Raw genomic sequence first — 21372 nt, 5'->3', positions numbered from 1 at the left:
GACGGAGCGAGGTAAGCAATGCAGCAGTACGCGGCGCGCGGCGTGCACGGCCAGACGGTGGAGGTCATCGCACAGCGGATCCTCACCGGCCAGTTCGCCGAGGGCTCCACACTGGACATCACGGCGCTCCAGGCGGAGTTCGACGTCAGCCTGACCGTGCTCCGCGAGGCGCTCAAGGTGCTCGCCGCCAAGGGCATGGTCGACGCGCGTCCCAAACGCGGCACGTTCGTGCGGCCCCGCGCCGACTGGAGCCTGCTCGACGGCGACGTCCTGCGGTGGCAGTTCGCGCGCGCCGCACAGCCGAGCCTCTTCGAGGACCTGCACGAGCTGCGCAGCATCGTCGAGCCGGGCGCGGCCAGCCTCGCCGCCGTCCGCGCCACCGACGCCGACGTGGCGGCCCTCGACGCGGCGCTCGCCGCCATGGCCGCGGCCGGCTCCGACGCGGCCGCCGCGGTCGCGGCCGACCTCGCGTTCCACCGCGCGCTGCTCTCCGCGACCCACAACGAGCTGCTGGTACGGATGGAGGTCGTGATCGAGACCGGCCTCGCCGAACGGGACCGCATGGTGCACGGCGCGCTCGGCACCGACGACCCGGTCCCCTCGCACCGCGCGGTGGTCGACGCGATCCGCGCCCACGACCCGGCGTCCGCCGCCGACGCCATGCGGCTGCTGCTCAAGAAGGCCTTCGACGACGTCGCCCGGATCGGCTCATGAAGATCGACCGGGTCGAGACGTTCCTCGTGCCGCCCCGCTGGCTCTTCTGCCGCGTCACGACGGACGAGGGGATCGTCGGCTGGGGCGAGCCGGTCGTCGAGGGGCGCGCCGAGGTCGTGCGGGCCGCGGTGGACGTGCTCGCCGAGTACCTTGTCGGCGAGGACCCGCTCCGCGTCGAGCACCACTGGCAGGTGCTCACCAAGGGCGGCTTCTACCGCGGCGGGCCGGTGCTCTCCAGCGCCGTCGCCGGGCTCGACCAGGCGCTGTGGGACATCGCCGGCAAGGCGTACGGCGCACCGGTGCACGCCCTGCTCGGCGGCCCGGTCCGGGACCGCGTCCGGGTGTACGCGTGGGTCGGCGGCGACGACCCCGCCGAGATCGCCGAGGCGGTGGCCGCGCACGTCGAGGCGGGCATGACCGCCGTGAAGATGAACGCCTCCGGCCGCCTGGCCCCGGTGCCCACACTGGCCGATGTGGACGATGTGGTGCGCCGCCTCGCCGCCGCCCGCGAGGTGCTCGGCCCGCACCGCGACGTCGCGCTCGACCTGCACGGCCGGGCCACGTACCCGGCCGCCCGCCTCCTGCTTCCCGCCGTGGCCGCCCTGCACCCGCTGCTGGTGGAGGAGCCGCTCGTGCCCGAGCACGGCCACCGCCTCGCCGAGCTCGTCGCCTGCGCGCCGGTACCGGTGGCCACCGGCGAGCGGCTGTACGGCCGCGCCGACTTCCTGCCCGCCCTGCAGGCCGGGGTAAGCGTCGTGCAGCCCGACCCGTCGCACGCCGGCGGCATCTCCGAGGTGCGGCGGATCGCCGCGCTCGCCGAGACGTACGGCGCGCTGCTCGCCCCGCACTGTCCACTGGGGCCGATCTCGCTCGCGGCCAGCCTCCAGATCGCGCTCGCCACGCCCAACTTCCTCATCCAGGAGCAGAGCATCGGCATCCACTACAACGGCGGCACCGAGCTGCTCGACTACCTCGTCGACCCGGCGCCGCTGCGCATCGTGGACGGTCACATCGCCCGGCTGGAGGCGCCGGGCCTGGGTATCGAGGTGGACGAGGCGGCGGTGCGCCGGGCCGACCGCGCCGGCCACGCGTGGCGCAACCCGGTGTGGCGGCAGGACGACGGCTCGTTCGCCGAATGGTAGACCTGACCTTCGAGGTCGACCTCGTCCACGGTGGACGGTGGACGAGCCTGCGCGCCGGCCCGCGGGAGTGGCTGTGGCGCGGCACCGCTCCCGGTCGCTCGGCGGTGCGGCCCGGTGACGCGTTCGTGGACGCCGGCGGCCTGGAGGAGTGCCTGCCGACCGTGCGCGGCACGCCCGACCACGGCCACGTGTGGTCCCGCCCGTGGCACCCGCCGGGCGTCGTCGAAGGCCCGGACTTCGCGCTGCGCCGCGACATCTGCGTCGTGGACGGCGCGGTGGTGGCGGCCTACACGCTGACCGCCGCACCCGGCTTCCGCTTCCTGTGGGCCGCGCACGCGCTGCTCGACCTGTCGCCGTCCGCGCGCGTGGTCGCCCCCGCCGGCGTACCGACAAGGGTCTTCCCGCTGTCCGGCCCGTGGTCCCACGGCCCGTGGCCGGCGCCGCTCGGCGCGCGGCTCGACGTCTGCGGCCCGGACGACGGCACGGCGACCGGCGCCATCCTGACCGACTGTCCACAGGTGACGGTCGAGGACGGCGAGGCGCTGACCTTCGCGCTCGCGGCTCCCGGCCAGCCGGTCTCCGTCGCCCTGTGGCGCAACCTGCGCGGCTGGCCCGCGGGCGACCCCTACCGCAGCATCGGCGTGGAGCCCATGCTCGGCCGCGTCTTCGACCTCGCCGAGGCGGGCCCGGACGACGCCGCCGTCGTGCCCGCGTCCGGCACGCTGCGGTGGCGCCTGACGGTCACCGGCCGCCGGGGCCAGCCAGCTCCGAACGGTAGCGCTCCAGCCGCTCCACCAGCTCCGCCGGCCGGCTGAGCGCCACGAGGTGCCCGCCGGGCATCTCGTCGATCCCGATGCCGAGACGGTCGCGGGCCTGCTCGCGCTGGAACTCCACCGGAAAGAACCGGTCGTCGCGGCCCTGCAGGAACCGGGTCGGCACGTCCGGCCACGCCTCCAGCGGCCACGGCTTTTCGAACGGCGTGCCCGACTGCGGCGCCTCCCCGCGCGCGAACACCGCCGCCTTCACCTGCGCCGGCACGTCGTGGAAGAAGCGGGTCTCCAGGTCGAACGCTTCGGGCAGCCCTTCCCGCGCCGCCATCCGCGCCGCCGCCTCGGCCTGACCGGTGTTGCCCCACCAGTCGCCGCCGGACTCGCCGGGCCGCGGGATCATCGCGTTGAGGAGCACGAGCAGGTCCACCGGTACGCGCGTGGCGACGATCGGCGCGCTCAGCCCGCCCATCGACTGGGCGACGAGCACCAGGCCGGTGCGGTCGCCGATGGCGTCGACGACCGCGTCCGCGTACTCCTCGAGTCCCGCCGCGTCGTCGCCGGCGGGCAGGTCGACGGCGATCACGTCGTGGCCGCGCTCGCGCAGCATCGGCTCCACGCGGTGCCAGTAGAAGGCGGTGCCGCCGGCGCCCGGGATCAGCACGTACGTCGCCACGTCAGGCGTCCCTGCCGGACAGCGGGGCGGGCAGCCGGGTCTGGAAGTCGACGAGCCCGACCCAGGTGGGGCGCACCGCGATGCGCGCCATCCGCAGCCCCGGCCGGTCGATCTCGGCGATGTTGCGGGCGCCCTGCTCCGGACCGTAGTAGTGGTGGTGGATCCACGCGTACTCCGGCACGAGGCCCTCGACCTCGGTGACCTGCGCGGGCCCGCGCAGCAGCAGGATCTCCGGCGGCGGGCCGGGCCGGTCGATGGTCACGGCGACGTGCGGCCGCGCGCGCAGCGCCCGGATCTTCCGCGCGCCCTCGAAGGTGGCGAACACGAGCTCCTCGCCGGTCCACTTGAACATCATCGGGAAGAGGCGCGGCGTGCCGTCCTTCGCCACGTACGCCATCCGGGCCAGCTCGGTCGAGGCGAGCAGCCCGCGGGCCAGCTCGGTGCCGAGCAGCCGCACGTCGCCCTGCGGCAAGGTCATCAGATCCGTCATGCTCCTAACTTAGGAGCGACTACCACTAACACGCAAGTACAAGCTAATGTTTTCGTCGTGACTGGGAAGCGGACGTACGCCGACCCCTGTGGCGTGGCGCGGGCCTTGAGCGTGGTGGGCGAGCGGTGGGCGCTGCTGGTGGTGCGCGAGCTGCTGTTCGGCCCGAAGCGCTTCAGCGACCTGAGCCGCGGCCTGCCCGGCATGAGCCAAAACGTGCTGTCCCAGCGCCTGCGCGAGCTGGAGGAGGCCGGCGTCGTGCGGCGCGGCCGGCTTGGCCCGCCGGCGAGCATCCAGGTGTACGAGCTGACCGACCGCGGCCAGCGCCTGGAGCCGGTGCTGCTCGCCCTTTCCGCGTGGGGCAGCCGCCTGCCCCTGCCCAGCGGCGGCGAGCTGAGCGTCGACGCGCTGATGCTCGCGCTCCGCTCGACGTTCGACCCGTCCGCGGCCGGCGACCTGTCCGCGCGGGTCGAGCTGCGACTGGGCGACGACCGCTTCCGCGTCGAGGTGGCCGGCGGCGCGCTGAGCCTGGCCCGCGGCGGCTACACCGCGGCGCCGGACGCCGTCCTCACCACGGGTCCGGCGACCCTGCGCGCCCTCGTCTTCGCCGGCCGCAGGACGGCGGACGCGCTGCGCAAGGGCGACCTGCACATCGACGGCGACCGTAAGGTGGCCGAGCGCCTGCTGCGCTGCTTTCCCCGCCCCGCGGCCGAAGCCGTTGAGTAATCGTCATCTCACGGTGTGCTGGGCCACTGGTCGCAGTCTATGGGTGCGCTCGCGGTGCGCGTAGCCTTGCCGCATGGCTTCTGGTGTGGACAAGGGGGACCTGGTCCCGGACTTCGATCTGCCCGACCAGACCGGCACGTCGCGGCGCCTCTCCGAGCTGCTCGCCGGCGGGCCGGTCGTCCTGTTCTTCTACCCGGCGGCCTTCACCCGGGGCTGCACCGCGGAGAGCTGCCACTTCCGCGACCTCGCCCGCGAGTTCAAGGCGGCCGGCGCCCAGCGGGTCGGCATCAGCCGGGACAGCGTCGAGCGGCAGCGCGAGTTTTCCGACAAGCACGGGTTCGACTACCCGCTGCTGTCGGACGCGGACGGTGAGGTGGCGGAGGCGCTCGGCGTGAAGCGGAAGCTGCCGCTCGGTCCGATGAGCATGAAGCGGATGACGTTCGTCATCGGCACCGACCGCCGCGTGCTCGGCGTCATCCACAGCGAGCTGTCGATGGACCAGCACGCCGACCGTGCACTGGAAGTGCTGCGCAACCGCGGCGTCCGGCACTAAGCCCTAGTCGTCGAGGGTCTCGGCCGGGGAGACGCCGTAGGCGCGGCGGTAGGCGGCGGCGAAGCGGCCCAGGTGCACGAAGCCCCAGCGGCTGGCGACGCTCGCCACCGTGGCCTCGCCGCGGCTGTAGACGCGCAGCTCCTCGTGGGCCCGGGCCAGGCGCAGCCGGCGCAGGTAGGCCATCGGGGAGAGGCCGACGTGGCGGTGGAAGCCCTCCTGCAGCGCGCGCACCCCCACGCCGGAGATGCGCGCCAGGTCGTGGACGGTGACCGGCAGGGCGGGATCGGCCTCCATCACGTCGATGGCCCGCTTGACGTGGCGGGGGCGGCTCGGCCGGGCCTGCTCGGTGAGCTCGTCGTGGTACGGGTGGTCGGCGGCCAGCAGCAGCCCGGTCAGGATGCCGTGCCACAGCCGGCCCGCGATCATCGGGTGGTAGATGAGGCCGCCCTCGTCGTGCAGCTCGGCGCCGGCCAGCCGCACCAGGCGGGAGAGGCTGCGCCCCGGGCCGCTGGTCAGGTCGAAGCTGCGGGACAGCCGCAACGGCGCCCGCACCGGGTGGCCCAGCAGGCTCTCCAGCTCCGCCTCGAGGCCGGCCGGCTCGATCTTCGCGCTCAGCAGGCGGCAGTCGCGGCTGATGCGGGGTGCCGAGACGCCGGCGCCGGGGCGGTACAGCGTGGCCCGCTGGGGTGTCGCCATGACCAGCTGGCCGGACTGCACGGTCTCCGCGCAGCCGGCCAGCGGCAGGTCCATGTGGTAGGTCGTCATACGGTCGATCTCCACCGAGATCTCCGCGCCGAACCGGATCTCGGCGAGCGTGACCGGCCCGAGCTGGAGCACGTCCAGGTCGAGCGCGAACGTGTCGGCGGACCCCCGGACGTCCATCGCGATGGCGTAGAAGTACTCGGCCACCAGGGCCCGGGTCTCGTCGACACTCTTGGTGACAAAGGACATCGACGGCGGCATCCTTCGGAGTATGCCGGCTGCCGCCAGGGGGAGCGTAGGACAGCGGGTCCCCGTTACGTACCAACGCGTTGGGCGATCATCCAAAGATGGCCGAAGGGGTCGGCGAGGCGCCCGCCGCGCTCACCGTAGGGCTGGTCTTCGATCGGAAACACCACCGTGGCCCCGTTTTCCTCCATCCGCCGGCCGACCGCGTCCGCGTCGTCCACGTACAGCGCCATCACCACCGGCGAGCCACCGAGCGTCGGCGGCGCCGGATCGCCGTCACCCTCGTCCTTGACCGCGAACGTCACGCCGCCCAGCTCCAGCTCGGCATGGTGGATGCGGCCGCTGGCCTCGTCCGTGAACCGGCTGATCTCCTTGGCGCCGAAGGACCTGGTGTAGAAGTCGATTGCCTGCGCGGCACCTTTCACCACGAGGCGGGCGTACAGATCACTCATGCCCCGATCATGCCGCCGCACCGGGCCGCCGCATTGTAAAAATGCGCCCGCAGAGCTACAGGGGCACGTGGTTGCGCTCCTCCGGCGAGCGCGGCGTGTACTCGCTCGGGCTCTGCCCCGCGAACGAGCGGAAGTCGTGGATCATGTGGGCCTGGTCGTGGTAGCCACAGTCGGCCGCCAGGCGCGCCCAGTCGCCGCCGGTGCCGGCGAGGCGGGTCGCCGCGGCGGACAACAGGCGCTGAAACCGACGTACCCGGGCAAATCTCTTGGGAGCCAGACCCACCTGGGCGCCGAACAGGCGCACGAGCCGCTTGGTGGTCCAACCCAGGCGGTCGGCGGCCTCCGCGACGGACGCCCCACCGTGCAGGGCGGCCACCGCCGCGCGCAACGCCGGGTCCGGCCGCGCGGGCTCGGCGGCCGCGAGCAGCGCGTCCTCGACCGCGGCCCGCACGGCCTCGACGGAACCGGCCGCCAGCAGCCGGTCGCGCAGCGCCGCACCGCGGGCGCCCCACACCGCGTCCAGCGGCACCAGCAGGTCGGAGGTCTCGGCCAGGCCGGGGAAGAACGGCGCCGCACCACCCGGCCGGAACGCCACCCACACGATCGCCCGCTGGTCGGCGGTGTCCACCACGGCCGGGCGCGTGCTCGGCCCCTGCAGCGCCGCCCCGCCGGTGCGGACCGGCGCGAGGCCCTCGGGCGCCGAGTACAGCGCGTCGCGGTCGAGGTTGACCAGCAGCTGCACGGTGCCGGTGGGTAGCGCCCGCTCGAGGCCGTGCGCGAACCGCCCTTCGAGATAGCCCATCGAGGCGATGAAGGGCGCCAGCGCGGGTGAACGCGGCCGCATGGCTCGACCCTACCGAGGAGCGGGCACGCGCGGTTAGGGTGAAACCGTTCAGGGGGAAAGAGCAAGAAGGAGTGCCGCGTGTTCGTCGACATGCCACTTGACCAGTTGCGCGCCTACCGGCCGGAGCGTGACGAGCCCGACGACTTCGGCGCGTTCTGGACCGCCACGCTCGACGCGGCCCGGGCGGCGGCGGTGCCGGCCACGTTCACGCTTTATGACAGTCGGCTGTCCACAGTGGATGTTTACGACGTGACGTTCAGCGGCTTCAAGGGGCATCCGATCAAAGGCTGGTTCCTCGCGCCGCGCGGCGCCGAGGGCCCGCTGCCGTGCGTGGTCGAGTTCATCGGGTACGGCGGCGGCCGTGGCCTCCCGCTCGACTGGCTGTCGTGGAGCGCCGCCGGGTACGCGCACCTGGTCATGGACACCCGCGGACAGGGCAGCGGCTGGCTCGCCGGCGACACCCCCGACCCGGCCGAGGCCGGCGGCCCGCACACGCCCGGCTTCATGACCCGCGGCATCCTCGACCCACACACCTACTACTACCGCCGGCTGATCACCGACGGGGTACGCGCCGTGGAGACCGCCCGCGAGCACCCGCTCGTCGACAACGCCCGCCTCGCCATCTGCGGCACCAGCCAGGGCGGCGGCATCGCGGTCGCGGTGGGCGGCCTTGTCGACGGGCTGGCCGCGGTGATGCCGGACGTGCCGTTCCTGTCCCACTACCGCCGGGCCACCGAGATCACCGACAGCGCGCCGTACTTCGAGCTCACCACGTACTGCAAGACGCACCGCGACCACGTGGAGAAGGTGTTCGACACGCTGCGGTACTTCGACGGCGTCAACTTCGCCGCGCACGCCACCGCGCCCTCGCTCTTCTCGGTCGCGCTGATGGACGACGTCTGCCCACCCTCCACTGTGTACGCGGCGTACAACCACTGGGCGGCGGAGAAGGACATCCGCGTGTGGTCGTACAACGGGCACGAGGGCGGCCAGAACGTGCAGCGGGTCGAGCAGATCGCCTACCTCGGCGAGCTCCTCAAGCCCTGATCAGTGCGACTCGCGGCCGACGTCGGGCCCGCTGCCGCCGGTCAGGAAGTCGAGGTCGGCGCCCTTGTCGGCCTGCATGACGTGCTCGACGTAGAGGCGCTCCCAGCCGCGGCTCGGCGCCGCGAACGCGGCCCGGCTCGCCTCCGACGGATCCCGGGTGGCCAGCTCCTCGACGGGCAGGTCGATGTCGAGCCGGCGGGCCGGCACGTCGAGCACGATCGGGTCGCCGGTGCGCACCAGCGCGAGCGGCCCGCCGACCGCGGCCTCGGGCGCGGCGTGCAGCACCACCGTGCCGTACGCGGTGCCGCTCATCCGGGCGTCGCTGACCCGCACCATGTCGCGCACGCCCTTGGCGAGCAGCTTGGCCGGCAGCGGGAGGTTGCCCACCTCGGGCATCCCCGGGTAGCCCTTCGGGCCGCAGCCACGCAGGATCAGCACCGAGGTCTCGTCGACGTCCAGGTCGGGGGAGTCGAGGCGGGCGTGCAGGTCCTCGACGCTCTCGAAGACCACCGCGCGCCCGCGGTGCCGCAGCAGCTCCGGTGAGGCGGCCGCCGGCTTGATGACCGCGCCGTCGGGGGCGAGGTTTCCCTTCAGCACCGCGATGCCCGCGTCGGGAAGCAGCGGCGTGGCGCGGCGGCGGATGACCTCCTCGTCCCAGATCTCCGCGCCGGCGAGGTGCTCGACCAGCGGGCGCCCGGTCACCGTGATCGCCTCGCCGTCGAGCAGGTCGCCGACCTCCTTGAGGACCGCGTGCAGGCCGCCGGCCCGGTACAGGTCGTCCATCAGGTGGCGGCCGGCCGGCTGCAGGTCGACCAGCAGCGGCACGCCGGAGCCGATCTCGTCGAAGTCGTCCAGCGTCAGCTCGACCCCGGCCCGCCCGGCGATCGCGAGCAGGTGGACGACCGCGTTTGTGGAGCCGCCGATCGCGGCGAGCGTGACGATCGCGTTCCGGAAGGACGCCTTCGACAGCACCTCGCTGGGGCGGCGGCCGGCCGCCACGAGGTCGACGGCGAGCTTGCCGGTCTCGTGGGAGAGCGCGAGCAGCCGGCTGTCCGGCGCGGGCGTGCCGGCGATGCCCGGCAACGTCATGCCGAGCGCCTCGGCCATGCTCGCCATCGTCGAGGCGGTGCCCATCGTGTTGCAGTGGCCGCGGCTGCGGATCATCGCGGACTCCGAGCGCATGAACGCCTCCTGCGACAGCGTCCCGGCACGCACCTCCTCGCTGAGCCGCCACACGTCGGTGCCGCAGCCCAGCGGCACGCCCCGGAAGTGCCCGGTCAGCATCGGCCCGCCCGGCACCACCACCGCCGGCAGGTCGACCGACGCGGCGGCCATCAGCAGCGCCGGTATCGTCTTGTCGCAGCCGCCCAGCAGCACCACGCCGTCGATCGGGTTGGCCCGCAGCATCTCCTCGATCGCCATCGCGGCGAGGTTGCGCCACAGCATCGCGGTGGGCCGCACCTGCGTCTCGCCGATCGAGACCACCGGCAGGTTGAGCGGCACGCCGCCGGCCTCCCACACGCCGGCCTTGACGCTCTCCGCGACGTCGTTGAGGTGCATGTTGCAGGGGGTCAGGTCGGAGGCGGTGTTGGCGATCGCGATGTGCGGCCGGCCGGAGAACGCGCCGTCCGGCAGGCCGCGCCGCATCCAGGCACGGTGGATGTACGCGTTGCGGTCGTCGCCGCTGTACCACTGGGCGCTGCGGAGATCCGTCACCGCCCGAGCGTACCGCCGCCCGCCCTCGGCGAATGTCGTGCATGATCGCCAGGCATGATGGCAGCGATGGAACAGCAGTTCGTCCTCTTCCCGGGCCGCCACCACCTGCTGACCCGCTTCCAGGCGGTGTACCTGAGCGGGCTCGTCGCGCCGGCCGGCGCCACCGTCGTGTGGGCGGTGACCTCCGCCAACCACGAGAACACCCGGCGCAACCCGGTGCCGTACCACCGGCGGGAGGCGGCGATCGAGCGGTTCAGTGTGCTCACCGGCCTGCGGTCGCTGGTGGTACCGGTCTTCGACACCGCGCCGACCGACCGGTTCGCCGACGTGACGCTCAAGAGCGTGGCGGTGGCGACCGGGCTGGAGCTGACGCCCGGGAACACGGTGGTCGCCTGCTCCACCCCCGAGGTGGCGGTGCTCTACGAGAAGCTGGGCTTCACGATCGCGCCGGTGGAGGCCGACCCCTCACTGGGCGCCCCGCCGCCTGCGCGGCCGTGGGACGTGCTCACCCGGCTGGCCGCCGGCGACGAGACCTGGCGGGAGCTGGCCCACCCGGCGACGATCGACGTCTTCGCGCGGTACCGCCTCGTCGAGCAGGTACGCACCGTCGCCAACGATCCCGTCGTCGGCGACGAGGGCGGGCTGACCGCGACCCGCGACTACCGCACCTACGTGGAGGCGTTCGCCGACGGCGCGGCCCGCAAGTGGGAGCTGGTGCGCCGGCACGTGCGCCCCGGCCGCATCGTCGACGTCGGCTGCGGCGCCGGCGCCATCCTGGAGCTCGCCGACCGCGAGCCGGCGCTGCGCGAGAGCGACCTGATCGGCGTCGAGATCGCCCGCCACCTGTACGAGGAGTGCGTGCACAAGAAGGCGCAGGGCGCGTTCACCAACCCCAACGTCCACTTCTACCGGCGCAACGTCCTGGGCGGCGCGGTCTTCCCGCCCCGGTCGGTGGACACCACGCTCACGTTCGCGCTGACCCACGAGATCTGGTCGTACGGCGAGCGGTGGGACTCGCTGCGCGCCTTCGTACAGGCCATCTACGACCACACCGTGCCCGGCGGCGTATGGGTCAACAGCGACGTCTGCGGCCCGGACGGCAAGGACCGCCCCGTCGTGCTGCGGCTGGACACCGCCGACGGCGCCAACCCGCCCGCGCCCCGCACCGGCCTCGCCGCGCTGCCACCGGCCGACGTCGCGGCCTACGTGGCGGGGCTGTCCACGCGGGCCCGGCTGGACCAGTTCGCCGAGGACCACCGCTTCCCCCTGCCGTACGAGCCGGTCGCCGGCGACCCGGCCCGCGTCACGATGCCGCTGGGCGCCGCGATGGACTACCTGACCCGCAAGGACTACACCGACAACTGGCTCTCCGAGGCGCAGGAGCAGTTCTGCGGCCTGGAGTTCGCCGACTGGAAGGCCCTGCTGGCGGACGCCGGCTTCGAGATCGACTTCGCCTCGCGCACGTACCGCAACGACTGGATCGTCGAACACCGCCTCGCGCCGGTCGCGTCGCTCACCCGCGCGGACGGCCGTCCCCTCGACTGGCCGGCGACCCACATCCTGCTCGTCGCCCGCCGCCCCCTCAACACGTAGCGGGGGTGCCCGGACCTACGTGTCGGCCGCGTCGTCCACAGCGGACAGCAGGGCCTCCAGCGAGTGCGGCGCGTCGTGTCGGATGCCGTTGACGAAGAAGGTGGGCGTGCCGGCCACGCCGCTGCGCACGCCGCTGCCGAAGTCGCGGCGGATGCGCGACAGGTAGTGGTGGCCGCCCATCGCGCGCCCGACGCGTTCGATGTCGAGGCCCAGCTTGTCCACCGCGAGCGCCAGCTGCAACGGCTTCAGCTGGTCCTGGTGGGCGAAGAGCCAGTCGTGCATCTGCCAGAAGCGGCCGCGCGCGGCGGCGGCCTCCGCCGCCTCGGCGGCGATCTCCGAGTACGGGTGCACGTCCGTCAGCGGGAAGTGCCGGTAGACGAACGCCACCTTGGTGGGGCGCTGGTGGAGTATCTCCCGGACCACCCCGTGCGCGAGCGCCGAGCCGGGGCACTGGTAGTCCCCGTACTCGACCAGGGTGACCGGGGCGTACGAGCTGCCGAGGAGGTGGTCCTCCTCGGTGACCGGCCCGCGGAGCCGGCTCATCGTCAAGCGGAAAGGATCATCCATGCCGGCATGATCGCCAATGGTGGGGTGAACACGCGTCATGCCCGCCGGGTGACCGTTCCGGCGCCGACGTCCGGGCCGCCCTCGTCCGCGTCGGCGGGCGCCGCGCCCACCTCCCGCGCGCCGGTGCCCGGGTCGCGGGCCTGCGCGTCGGCGGGGAGCAGGTGCCACGCCCGCGGGCCGTCGTCGGCGATCGACTTCGCGCGGTCCTCGGACTCCTTGTCGGCACCGGTGAAACGGTTGCCGTGCTGCCGCACGTGCTCGTCCCACGTCGCCAGCTGGTACACCTCGACGAACCGCTGCGGCTCCTCGCCGACCCGGAACAGTCCCCACCTCAGCGCGCCGGTGCGCAGGCGGGTGCCGCGGACCAGGCGCATCGCCTCCATGAACTCCTTCTCGCGCTCGGGCCGCACCCGGTACGCCGAGGTGACCAGCACCGGGCCGGCCTGCGGGTCGGGGTGGACGGCGAGCTCCACCTCGGGCCAGATCACGGCCGGCTGGCGGTCGACGTCGCGCAGGTCGGGCAGCGGCCACAGGGCGAGCGCGACCGCGTCGAAGAGCATGATGGCGGCCGCGAGCAGGAACGTCATCTCCAGCCCGATCGCCTGCGCCACGCCGCCCCAGGCCAGCGCGCCGATCGCCTGCCCGCCGGCGAAGACGACCTGGTAGACGGCGAGCCCCCGGGCGCGTACCCAGTTGGGCAGGAAGAGCTGGATCTCCGCGTTCAGGTTGGCCAGCACCACGACCCAGGCCGCGCCGGCCGGGGCGAGCGCGACCGCGACGGCGGTCAGGTCGTTGAGCGTGGCCACGTCGAGCAGGACCAGGCCGAAGATGAGGCCGGCGAGGCCCAGCAGCTTGCTGACCGACATGCGGGCGCGCAGCTTGGGCAGCGCCACACCGCCGGCGATCGCGCCGATGCCCAGCGCGGCGAGCAGCAGGCCGTACCCGTGCGAGCTGGTGCCCAGCTGCTGGCTGGCCACCAGCGGCAGCAGCGCCCACAGCGCGCTTCCGGGCAGGATGAACAGCACGATCCGCAGCAGCATGCGGCGCAGCGTGGGGGAGTAGCGCACGTACCGGCCGCCGGCCCGCAGCGCGGCGGTGAAGCGCTCCGGCGACTCGGTCGGCTTGGCGTCGCGCGGCTTCCACCGGATCAGGGTGGCGGCGAAGACGATGAACGTGACCGCGTTCAGTCCGAAGACCACCGCGACGCCGGCCTCCGCCACCAGGACGCCGGCGACCGCGGGGCCGATCGCGCGGGCCACGTTGACGCTGATCGCCCCCAGCGCCGACGCGGACCGGATCTGGTCGCGCGGCACGAGCTGCGGGATCACCGCGGCCCAGGCGGGCAGCGTCAGCGCCTGACCGGTACCCAGCGCGAACGTCAGTGTCAGCAGCAGCGGCGGCCGCATGTGTCCGGTCGCGGTCAGCACCGTCATCACGATGCCGACCGCGGCCAGGAACCCCTGGACCGAGATGAGCAGGTGCCGCCGGTCGAACGCGTCCGCCAGCACGCCGGCCGGCAGCGCGAAGAGCAGGATCGGCAGCATGCTGGCGGTCTGTACGGCCGCCACCAGCGTCTCCGCGTGCGAGTGGGTGACCAGCAGCCACTGGGCACCCACCGTCTGCATCCAGGTGCCGATGTTCGCGGCGAGAAGTGCCAGCCACAGGTTCCGGTACGCCGCCACGCGCAGCGGCGCCCATGCCTGCGCCTGGCTTTCGGCGCTCACCACCTACCGTCGGCCTGCAGCACCCTCAGGTCGGAGACGTACGGGTCCTCCGGCGCGAGCAGGAGCAGCCGCACGATCTCCCGGGCCACCGCGGCCGGCGGGGTGTAGACCGTGTCGAGGAACGAGTCGCCCACGCGCTCCTGCAGCCGGGTGGGCATCGGGCCGGGGTGCACCTGCATCACCTTGACCCCGTTGCTGCCGGTGTTCTGCGCGACCGACTCCACCAGGCTCTTGCCGTAGCTCTTGGTGGCCCGGTAGACGGGGATGCCGGGGCGCGCGACGTCGACCGCGATCGCGCCGACGTACACGACGTTGCCGTGGCCCTGTGCGCGCATGTGGCGCAGTGCCTCGCGGAGCACGTACGTGGGGCCGAGCACGTTCACGTCCACCGCGCGGCGGATCGTCTCCGGCGCCAGGTCGGTGAGCGTGCCGCCGATCCACATGGCCGCGCAGTGCGCCACCCCGTGTACGGCCCCGCGCATCGCGATCTCGTCGAACGCGCGCTCCACCTGCTCGTACTGGGACACGTCGCAGGGCATCCCGTCACAGCCGAGGTCGGCGGACGCGTCCTTCACCTCGCCGGCCTTGTCGCCGAGGATCACGACCCGGTGCTCGGGCGCGAGGGCCCGAGCCACTTCGAGCCCGAGCCCACTGGTCCCGCCAACAACCACAAACGTCTTCACCCCACGACCCTCCGCCAAGGCCGGGTGACCCCGTATCGCGCCCGCCGGGTGAGGTTGATCAGGGACCTGGTGGGCGTGTGTGCCGGCGTTTCCACCCACGAGGTCCCTGATCAACGCCGGGAGGGCTCAGATCAGGCGCAGCTCGCGCCCGCGGCGGACCGCCTCGCGGCGGCGTGTCGCGGACAGCTTGCGGTAGATGTTGCGCACGTGCGTCTTGACGGTGTTGACCGACAGCGACAGCTCGCCCGCTATCTCCACTGTGGACAGCATGCTCTGCAGGTACCGCAGGACGGTCAGCTCCCGTTCGGTGAGCGTCTCGCCCGTCTCCGGCGAGGCCGGCGGGTCGGCCGCGGCCGCCGGTGGCATGGCCGCCACGAGGTCGGCGACGAGCGGCCAGTACGCGGTGCCGGCGTCGAGGTGCGCGGCGAGCAGGTCACGCGCGTCCGTGCCGCCCCGCGTGAACACCCGCCGGAACCCCTCCGGCCCGGCCAGCCCCAGCACCGCCTCCACGTCCCGCGCGGCCCGGCGGTGGTCGCCGGTGCGGCGGGCCGCGATGGCCGCGAGCAGGCCGGCGTCCACGCGTACCGCGAGCGGGACGGCGGCCTCCAGGTCGTCCCACGGCGGCAGCACGCGCGCCGCGGCCGCGGGGTCACCGGCGCAGAGGTAGGCCCGGGCGAGGGCGACCGCGCCCGCGGCCTCACCCGCCGCGCGCCGCCCGCCGGCCTCGTCGCGGCCCGAGTCCCGGACGGCCGGGCCGAGCAGGCCGCGGGCGCCGGACGCGTCGCCGCGCGCGGTGTGCAGGTCGGCCTCGGCTATCGCCAGCCAGCGCTCCACCAGCGGCGGCAGCGCCCGGTCGGCGCGGGCCGCGGCGATCGCCCGGTGCGCCCCGGCCAGGTCGCCACGGGCCTCGGACAACCCGGCCCGGACCACCGCGACCAGCGCCGGGAACGTGGTCCCCGCCCGGTCCGCCGGCGGTACGCCGCCGTGCGCCGGAGCGGGCGGGGCCGCGCGGTCCAGGTGCGCGGCGGCCTCCGCGAGCTCGTCGCGGTGCAGCGCCACGAGGGCGAGAGCCAGGTGCGCGTGGGCGCGGTCCGCCACAGACCCGCCGGGGTACGCGCGGGCGGCCTCGCCGGCGTCCCGCAGCTCGCCCCGCACGGCGTGCACGACGGCGAGCCGCCCGGCGCACGCGGACGCGGGACGGGTGAGCCCCGCCGCGCGCGCCTCGGACAGGCCGGCGGCCAGCGCGTAGCCGGCGGCGACGAGGTCACCGCTCTCCATCTCGGCCACACCGACCGCCGCGAGCGCCACGGCCCGCGTGACCGGGTCGGCGGCGCGGAACGCCCGTTCGCCGGCGCCGACACCGTCCCCGGCCCGCCCGAACGGGGACAGCTCCTCCGTCGCGGCACCCGCCGCGGCCGGGCCGCTGTTGCGGGCCAGCGTGGCGGCGCTCGCGGGCACACCGTGGCCGCCCGCGTTCCGGGCCGGTGAGCCGGTCGCGGCCGGGCCGCCGTTGCCGCGCACCGGCGGCGTCGCCGAGCCGGCGGGACCGCCGTTGCGCATCCCCGCCGGTGTGCCGCCGGCCGTGGCGCCTGGCCGGGCCGCCGCCGCGACACCCGCGTTGGCGGACAGGTCGAGCATCTGGCGGGCGGCCGGAAGCACGGCCGCCTGGTCGCCGTACAGCTGGGCTTCGGAGAGCCGGAGCGCGGCCGCGACAAGCGCGTACCGGGCCCGCTGCCCCTGCGGCATCCGGTCGCGGTGCCGCTGCGCCAGCCGCAGGAACGCGGTCGCCGACGTGCGGTCCTGCGCGTCCAGGAAAGCGGCCGCGTACGCGAGCGCGAGCGCCGGGTCGGCCCGCAGCGCGCTGGCCGGCGGCGGCGGGATCGGCGGCGCCGGCGGCTGGTCGTTCTCCGGGCCGTACGGGATCAGCTCCGGCCAGTGCAGCACGAGCAGCTCGGTCGCCCTGTTCCAGTCGTTTCCGGCCAGCGCGTGCCGCAGCGCGTCCGGCGGCATGTGCCGGTCGGCGTGCCACGCGGCGGCCCGCCGGTGCAGGTCGGTGACCTGGTCGGGCGAGCGGCGGCGCAGCTCGGCGCGGAGCAGCTCGCCGAACATCCGGTGGTACCGGTACGCGCCCGGCCGGCTCTTGAGCGGCACCACGAAACCGTTTGTGCGCTCCAGCTCCGCGAGCATCCGCGCGGCGTCCTCCCGCCCGGTCAGCGCGTCCGCGAGCTCGCCGCTCACCGGCTCGGCGATCGACGTGCGCAGCAGCATGTCCCGCGCTTCGGCCGGATGGCCGGCGAGCACCTCGTCGACAAGGTAGCTGGCGACGCTCGGATGCTCCCCGCCGTACCCGGCGATGAACCTGTCCGGGTCCGGGTGCGCGTACAGCGAGTGCGCCGCGAAGCGCAACCCCGCCGGCCAGCCCTCGGTGCGCAGGTGCAGGTCGCCGACCCGCCGCGCGCTCGCCGGCACCCGGTGGCGGGCCAGCAGCTCGGCCGTCTCCTCCCGGGTGAACGCGAGGTCGTGCGCGTGTACCTCGGTGAGCCCGCCCGAAAGGCGCCACCGGTGCAGCCCGAGCGGCGGCTCGGTGCGCGTGGCGGCGACCAGGTTGAGCCGCCGGTCGGCGTGCCGCACCAGGAAGTCCAGCCCCTCGGCCACCGACTGGTCGACCGCCAGGTGCAGGTCGTCCAGCAGCAGCACGATCGGCCGCTCCAGCCGCGCGACCGCGGCGGCGATCCGCTCCGGGTCGGCGTCCTCGGGCACCGCGGCGCCGTGGCGGCCCAGTGCGGCGCCCACGTACGTCCAGAACCTCGGGCCGTCGCCCGCCTCGACCGTGTACCAGGCGACCGGCAGGTCCGGTTGCGCCCGGGCCCACGTGCCCAGCAGTACCGTCTTTCCCCACCCCGCCGGTGCGGCCACCAGTGTCACCGGCCCACGCGCCCCGGCATCGAGCAACCGGGTGAGGCGTGGGCGGGCGAGCGTGACCTCCGGCGGTGGTGGCACCGAGAGCTTGGACGCCAGCAGGGGGATGGCGTGCTCTTCGGTCCCGACGTGCCATTCATGCATCCGTCGCACCCCCGTGATGAGGCTAGGGGACCGTTTCGCGTACCAGGGCGGGCTTGTGGTTTTTGTCCGCCATCCGCGAATCACCCCGTTTGTGCGCTCAGCTCCCGCACCACGCCGGCGAAGCCGCGCACCAACGGCGTGTCGGCCCCGGCTACCCACGCGAGGGCGACCCGCAGCGGATCCACGTCGGTGAGCGGCACCCAGGCCAGGTCCGGGCGGGCGTAGTACCGCGCCATGCTGGCCGGCGCGAAGCAGATCGCGACGCCCTCGGCGACCTGTTCGAGCATCTCCTCGACGTTGTCGTTGGTCGGGCCCCAGTTGGGCGCGGAGCCGTCCGGGCGGGGGTTGACCGCCCACCAGTCCACCCAGGCGCGGGGCGCCCGCTCCGTCCACATGAGAGGCTCGTCGTTGACCTCCAGGACGCTTATCCCGGCACGCCCGGCCAGCCGGTGCCCGACCGGCAGCCCGGCGACCCGGGGCTCGGTGTGCACGACCTCGGACCGCATGCCTTCCAGGTCGGCCGGCAGCCAGACGAACGCCACGTCCACCCGGCCGTCGCGCAGCGCCGCCACCTCGCCGCCCCAGTCGTACCGCTTCGGCTCCACCCGCACGCCCGGGTGCCGCCGCGCGAACTCGGCCCGCGCCCGCGTGGTCAGCTCGCCCGCGCCGCTCGCCTCGAACCCGACCCGCAGCACCCCCGTGTCGCCGCGCCGGTGCCGCTCGGCGGCCGCGGTGAGCCGGTCGGCCTGGCGCAGCACCCGCTTCGCCTCGGCCACCACGTCGCGCCCCGCCGCGGTGGCGGTCACCCCGGCCGCGTGGCGGTCGAAGAGCCGCACGCCCAGCTCGGACTCCAGCGTGCGCAGGGCGTAGGAGAGCGCGGGCTGGCTCACGAAGAGGCGCTCGGCCGCCCGCCCCAGGTTGCCCGCCTCGTCGATCGCCACCAGGTACCGCAGCTGCCGCAGCTCCACGCTGCGATGATAAACGCGCTTTATCGCCTCGGTGGTCTTCTGTCTTGGACGGGCGCGGGCTCGCGGGGCGATAACGGACGCATGACTGACGCACACCGCACCCCCGCCGGCCGGGTCTGGCTGGTCACCGGCGCCGCCACCGGCTTCGGCCGGGCCATCGCCGAGGCCGCGCTCGCCGCCGGCGACACCGTCGTGGCCACCGCACGCCGCCCCGAGGCGCTCGACGACCTTGTCGCCGCCTACCCCGAGCGGGCGGTCGCGAGCGCCCTCGACGTCACCGACACCGCGCGCGTCGCGGCCGTCGTGGCCGAGGTCGTCCTCTGGTACGGCCGCGTCGACGTCCTGGTCAACAACGCCGGCCGCGGGCTCGTCGGCGCGGTCGAGGAGACCACGGAACGGGAGCTGCGCGACCTCATGGAGCTGCACTTCTTCGGGCCGGCGGCGCTCACCCGCGCGGTGCTGCCGCACATGCGCCGGCAGGGCTCGGGCGCGATCGTGCAGCTGAGCAGCATGGGCGGCCGCCTGTCGTTCGCCGGTGTGGGCGGGTACTCGGCGACCAAGTTCGCCCTGGAAGGACTCTCCGAAGCCCTCGCGGCGGAGGTCGGCGGCTTCGGCATCAAGGTGCTGATCGTGGAGCCGGGCGCGTTCCGCACCAGCTTCAACGGCGCCAACGCGCTGCTGCTGTCCCCACCCCTGCCCGCCTACGAGGAGGTCGTCGGCCCGATCCGCACGAACCTGCCCAGCGCCGACGGCAAGCAGCCCGGCGACCCCACCAAGGCCGCGGCGGCCATCCTTGCCGCGCTCGACGCGCCCGACACCCCGCTCCGCCTGCCGTTGGGCAACGACGCCGCGGACGCGATCGGCGGGTCGCTGGCCCGCCACCAGGCCGAGTTCGCGAGGTGGGAGCCGGTGGCCCGGGCCACCGACCACGCCTGAAGACCTCTCGGCGTCGGGGTGGGGCGCGACCGCCGTTTCAGAAGATCCAACCCGAACAGATCCGGGCTACCGCGACGTCCGCGGTCGTCCGGACCGTTGCTCCCGCGGCCTCACCCTCCGCGTCGCACAACCACCCCGGGCGCGGCTGGGCTGCGGCCGCGGGAGCCTACCGAGCTGGTAGCACCGATGCGCCCAGCCCGTGGGCGGGCGCCGTGGTCCAGAGCTGGGCGCATTGCTGCGCCCAGCTCCGGAGCCTGCCGCGGCTCAGCCCTACCGCGGATCGTGCAACGGTCGGACGACGGCATCGTGGCAGGACAGACCTCTTGGAAGGATCGCCACGGGAAAATGTCGGTGCGCCTTTTGGGGTGAGCTGGGCGACCGCGGAGGGTGAGGCCGCGGGAGCAACGGTCTGGACCACGACGGGCATCGCGGTAGCTCGCTGCGGCTTTGTTGTTGTGGGGCGTCCCCACCGCTTGCGGGAACCGGGTCGTGCTGGACGCGGTGGCGCTGCCCGCCGGCGTGCTGGAGCCGCAGCCGTCGGGTGCGGCGGGGTGGCTGTTCGCCAAGCAGGGGCTGCTCGTGCGGGCCGGCACCGCCGTGGAGGTCGGGGTGGCGCCGGAGGCGGCCGGCGACGTGCGGATCGGCTGGGGCAGCCCGGGCCCTGAGGGTGCGCTGATCCGGGTGCCGGCGTGCCCGAGCGGAAACGAGTGGCTGGCGTTCGCCGGTGGGTACACGGTGCGGGGGCCGGTGTGCGTGCCGCTCGTCGTGCGGGCGCACGGCCGGCAGGAGCGGGCTCGCGTCAGTGTGGGGGCGGCGTGTTGAGGGTGCCGGCGGGGGCCGGGTCTTCGGCGGCGGTGCGCGGGTGGATGAGGTAGCCGAAGCCGGCGGCGGTGAAGAACATGATCAGGCTGTAGACCGCTGCCGGTATGGCGATCTCGGTACTGTCCAGCAGGGTGGTGGCGATGACGATGGCGAGCGTTCCATTGTGGATGCCCACCTCCATGGCCGCCGCCACCGACTCGGGGCGGCCGACCTTGGCAAGGCGCGGTGCGAAGTAGCCGACGGCGAGGCTGACCAGGTTGAACAGCAGGGCGGCCAGGCCGGCGCGCTCGAAGGAGTCGGCGAGGTTTTCGCGCTCCTGGATGATCGCGCCGGCGATCACCAGCACCAGCACCACGACCGACAGGATCCGCACGGGGCGGTGCATCCGCTCCGCGAACGCCCGCCGGCGGGCCCGGACCAGCATGCCGAGCGCGACCGGTACCAGCACGATCGCGAAGACCTGCACCACCTTGTCGAACTGGAGCCCGACCTGGTCGGTCCCGTCCAGGAAGTGGTCGAGCGACAGGTTGACCACGATCGGCAGCGTGAACACCGCGAGGACGGAGTTGACCGCGGTCAGGGTGACGTTCAGGGCGACGTTGCCGCCGAAGAGGTGGCTGTAGAGGTTGGCCGTCGTGCCGCCGGGGGAGGCGGCCAGCAGCATCATGCCCACCGCCAGCACGGGTGGCAGGTCCAGCGCCAGCACCAGGCCGAAACAGACCACCGGCAGCAGCAGGACCTGGCAGGCCAGTGCGACGAGCACCGCCTTGGGAAACACGACGACGCGCCGGAAGTCGGCCACGGCGAGGCCGAGCCCCAGGCCGAGCATGACGATCCCGAGGGCGATCGGTAGGAGCACCTGGGTCAGCGCCGAATCCATGGCCGAGGATTCTTCACGTCAGCCGCGCGCCATGCCCATCGACCGAACGGGTGGCGCCGAGCGG

21 protein-coding genes are annotated in these 21372 nt (G+C 74.1%); 9 read left to right on the top strand and 12 right to left on the bottom strand.

Annotated elements, in window-relative coordinates:
- Positions 1-18: 18 nt before the first annotated feature.
- The 3 genes from Phou_RS42310 to Phou_RS42300 are packed head-to-tail and all read left to right on the top strand — an operon-like array spanning position 19 to position 2671.
- A complete protein-coding gene (locus Phou_RS42310) occupies positions 19-714 on the top strand; it encodes a FadR/GntR family transcriptional regulator (RefSeq protein WP_173068681.1) in 696 nt (231 codons plus the stop codon).
- A complete protein-coding gene (dgoD, locus tag Phou_RS42305; RefSeq protein ID WP_173068679.1) occupies positions 711-1856 on the top strand; it encodes a galactonate dehydratase in 1146 nt (381 codons plus the stop codon). The genes Phou_RS42310 and dgoD overlap by 4 nt, the downstream gene beginning before the upstream one ends.
- Complete coding sequence (locus tag Phou_RS42300) at positions 1850-2671, top strand: hypothetical protein (protein ID WP_173068676.1); 822 nt, start codon at positions 1850-1852, stop codon at positions 2669-2671. Before dgoD ends, Phou_RS42300 begins: the two co-directional genes overlap by 7 nt.
- Here Phou_RS42300 and Phou_RS42295 read toward each other — a convergent pair.
- Complete coding sequence (locus Phou_RS42295) at positions 2598-3299, bottom strand: alpha/beta fold hydrolase (RefSeq protein WP_173068673.1); 702 nt, start codon at positions 3297-3299, stop codon at positions 2598-2600. The two genes, Phou_RS42300 and Phou_RS42295, sit on opposite strands and share 74 nt — an antisense overlap.
- Before the next feature lies 1 nt (position 3300).
- Entirely contained in the window at positions 3301-3789 is a 489-nt protein-coding gene (locus tag Phou_RS42290) for a pyridoxamine 5'-phosphate oxidase family protein (protein WP_173068671.1), read from the bottom strand.
- Between the two features lie 57 nt (positions 3790-3846).
- Here Phou_RS42290 and Phou_RS42285 point away from each other — a divergent pair, with 57 nt between their 5' ends.
- On the top strand, positions 3847-4512 hold the full coding sequence (locus Phou_RS42285; RefSeq protein WP_218579515.1) for a winged helix-turn-helix transcriptional regulator: 666 nt from the start codon (positions 3847-3849) through the stop codon (positions 4510-4512).
- Between the two features lie 73 nt (positions 4513-4585).
- On the top strand, positions 4586-5065 hold the full coding sequence (locus Phou_RS42280; protein ID WP_281365165.1) for a peroxiredoxin: 480 nt from the start codon (positions 4586-4588) through the stop codon (positions 5063-5065).
- A gap of 3 nt (positions 5066-5068) precedes the next feature.
- Here Phou_RS42280 and Phou_RS42275 read toward each other — a convergent pair whose 3' ends face one another.
- The 3 genes from Phou_RS42275 to Phou_RS42265 all read right to left on the bottom strand — a co-directional run bounded on the left by Phou_RS42275 (position 5069) and on the right by Phou_RS42265 (position 7309).
- Positions 5069-6016: an AraC family transcriptional regulator gene (locus Phou_RS42275; RefSeq protein WP_173068668.1), complete on the bottom strand. Its 948-nt coding sequence runs from the start codon at positions 6014-6016 to the stop codon at positions 5069-5071.
- Between the two features lie 65 nt (positions 6017-6081).
- Entirely contained in the window at positions 6082-6465 is a 384-nt protein-coding gene (locus Phou_RS42270) for a VOC family protein (protein ID WP_173068665.1), read from the bottom strand.
- Positions 6466-6520: 55 nt separating this feature from the next.
- Positions 6521-7309, bottom strand: coding sequence for a helix-turn-helix domain-containing protein (locus Phou_RS42265; RefSeq protein ID WP_173068662.1), 789 nt, complete (start codon positions 7307-7309; stop codon positions 6521-6523).
- A 78-nt stretch (positions 7310-7387) separates the two neighbouring features.
- On the opposite strand from Phou_RS42265, the gene Phou_RS42260 reads away from it, so the two are divergent.
- Positions 7388-8356: an acetylxylan esterase gene (locus Phou_RS42260; RefSeq protein WP_281365164.1), complete on the top strand. Its 969-nt coding sequence runs from the start codon at positions 7388-7390 to the stop codon at positions 8354-8356.
- On the opposite strand, the gene Phou_RS42255 is transcribed toward Phou_RS42260, so the two are convergent.
- A complete protein-coding gene (locus Phou_RS42255; protein ID WP_173068659.1) occupies positions 8357-10072 on the bottom strand; it encodes an IlvD/Edd family dehydratase in 1716 nt (571 codons plus the stop codon). It lies immediately after the preceding gene.
- Positions 10073-10138: 66 nt separating this feature from the next.
- Here Phou_RS42255 and Phou_RS42250 point away from each other — a divergent pair, with 66 nt between their 5' ends.
- Positions 10139-11665, top strand: coding sequence for a class I SAM-dependent methyltransferase (locus Phou_RS42250; RefSeq protein ID WP_246274381.1), 1527 nt, complete (start codon positions 10139-10141; stop codon positions 11663-11665).
- Between the two features lie 15 nt (positions 11666-11680).
- Here Phou_RS42250 and Phou_RS42245 read toward each other — a convergent pair whose 3' ends face one another.
- The 5 genes from Phou_RS42245 to Phou_RS42225 all read right to left on the bottom strand — a co-directional run bounded on the left by Phou_RS42245 (position 11681) and on the right by Phou_RS42225 (position 18670).
- Complete coding sequence (locus Phou_RS42245) at positions 11681-12232, bottom strand: DsbA family protein (RefSeq protein WP_173068653.1); 552 nt, start codon at positions 12230-12232, stop codon at positions 11681-11683.
- A gap of 35 nt (positions 12233-12267) precedes the next feature.
- Complete coding sequence (locus tag Phou_RS42240) at positions 12268-13956, bottom strand: MFS transporter (protein ID WP_173068650.1); 1689 nt, start codon at positions 13954-13956, stop codon at positions 12268-12270.
- The gene (locus Phou_RS42235) at positions 13953-14639 is read right to left on the bottom strand and encodes an SDR family NAD(P)-dependent oxidoreductase (RefSeq protein ID WP_173068647.1); all 687 of its coding nucleotides are present in this window, start codon (positions 14637-14639) and stop codon (positions 13953-13955) included. Before Phou_RS42235 ends, Phou_RS42240 begins: the two co-directional genes overlap by 4 nt.
- 126 nt (positions 14640-14765) lie before the next feature.
- Positions 14766-17702 carry a LuxR family transcriptional regulator gene (locus Phou_RS42230; protein ID WP_173068644.1) on the bottom strand — a complete coding sequence of 979 codons (2937 nt, stop codon included), beginning with the start codon at positions 17700-17702 and terminating at the stop codon, positions 14766-14768.
- Between the two features lie 80 nt (positions 17703-17782).
- The gene (locus tag Phou_RS42225; RefSeq protein ID WP_173068642.1) at positions 17783-18670 is read right to left on the bottom strand and encodes a LysR family transcriptional regulator; all 888 of its coding nucleotides are present in this window, start codon (positions 18668-18670) and stop codon (positions 17783-17785) included.
- 81 nt (positions 18671-18751) lie between these two features.
- Here Phou_RS42225 and Phou_RS42220 point away from each other — a divergent pair, with 81 nt between their 5' ends.
- Both Phou_RS42220 and Phou_RS42215 read left to right on the top strand, forming a co-directional pair.
- Positions 18752-19606 carry an oxidoreductase gene (locus tag Phou_RS42220; protein WP_173068640.1) on the top strand — a complete coding sequence of 285 codons (855 nt, stop codon included), beginning with the start codon at positions 18752-18754 and terminating at the stop codon, positions 19604-19606.
- Between the two features lie 489 nt (positions 19607-20095).
- Positions 20096-20428: a hypothetical protein gene (locus Phou_RS42215; protein WP_173068638.1), complete on the top strand. Its 333-nt coding sequence runs from the start codon at positions 20096-20098 to the stop codon at positions 20426-20428.
- Here the strand turns inward: Phou_RS42215 and Phou_RS42210 are convergent.
- A complete protein-coding gene (locus tag Phou_RS42210) occupies positions 20406-21308 on the bottom strand; it encodes a bile acid:sodium symporter family protein (RefSeq protein WP_173068636.1) in 903 nt (300 codons plus the stop codon). The genes Phou_RS42215 and Phou_RS42210 overlap by 23 nt on opposite strands.
- Between the last annotated feature and the right edge of the window lie 64 nt (positions 21309-21372).

Source organism: Phytohabitans houttuyneae, assembly GCF_011764425.1.
In the GTDB taxonomy this organism is placed as follows: Bacteria; Actinomycetota; Actinomycetes; order Mycobacteriales; family Micromonosporaceae; genus Phytohabitans; species Phytohabitans houttuyneae.
This window is presented reverse-complemented; position numbering and strand designations above follow the sequence as displayed.

Bases quoted from the DNA above. Each gene is read 5' to 3' on its own strand.
- Phou_RS42230 (WP_173068644.1), bottom strand. From the start codon at position 17,702: ATGCATGAATGGCACGTCGGGACCGAAGAGCACGCCATCCCCCTGCTG.
- Phou_RS42210 (WP_173068636.1), bottom strand. From the start codon at position 21,308: ATGGATTCGGCGCTGACCCAGGTGCTCCTACCGATCGCCCTCGGGATC.
- Phou_RS42300 (WP_173068676.1), top strand. From the start codon at position 1,850: ATGGTAGACCTGACCTTCGAGGTCGACCTCGTCCACGGTGGACGGTGG.
- Phou_RS42280 (WP_281365165.1), top strand. From the start codon at position 4,586: ATGGCTTCTGGTGTGGACAAGGGGGACCTGGTCCCGGACTTCGATCTG.
- Phou_RS42250 (WP_246274381.1), top strand. From the start codon at position 10,139: ATGGAACAGCAGTTCGTCCTCTTCCCGGGCCGCCACCACCTGCTGACC.
- Phou_RS42265 (WP_173068662.1), bottom strand. From the start codon at position 7,309: ATGCGGCCGCGTTCACCCGCGCTGGCGCCCTTCATCGCCTCGATGGGC.
- Phou_RS42275 (WP_173068668.1), bottom strand. From the start codon at position 6,016: ATGTCCTTTGTCACCAAGAGTGTCGACGAGACCCGGGCCCTGGTGGCC.
- Phou_RS42270 (WP_173068665.1), bottom strand. From the start codon at position 6,465: ATGAGTGATCTGTACGCCCGCCTCGTGGTGAAAGGTGCCGCGCAGGCA.
- Phou_RS42310 (WP_173068681.1), top strand. From the start codon at position 19: ATGCAGCAGTACGCGGCGCGCGGCGTGCACGGCCAGACGGTGGAGGTC.
- Phou_RS42220 (WP_173068640.1), top strand. From the start codon at position 18,752: ATGACTGACGCACACCGCACCCCCGCCGGCCGGGTCTGGCTGGTCACC.
- dgoD (WP_173068679.1), top strand. From the start codon at position 711: ATGAAGATCGACCGGGTCGAGACGTTCCTCGTGCCGCCCCGCTGGCTC.
- Phou_RS42245 (WP_173068653.1), bottom strand. From the start codon at position 12,232: ATGGATGATCCTTTCCGCTTGACGATGAGCCGGCTCCGCGGGCCGGTC.
- Phou_RS42290 (WP_173068671.1), bottom strand. From the start codon at position 3,789: ATGACGGATCTGATGACCTTGCCGCAGGGCGACGTGCGGCTGCTCGGC.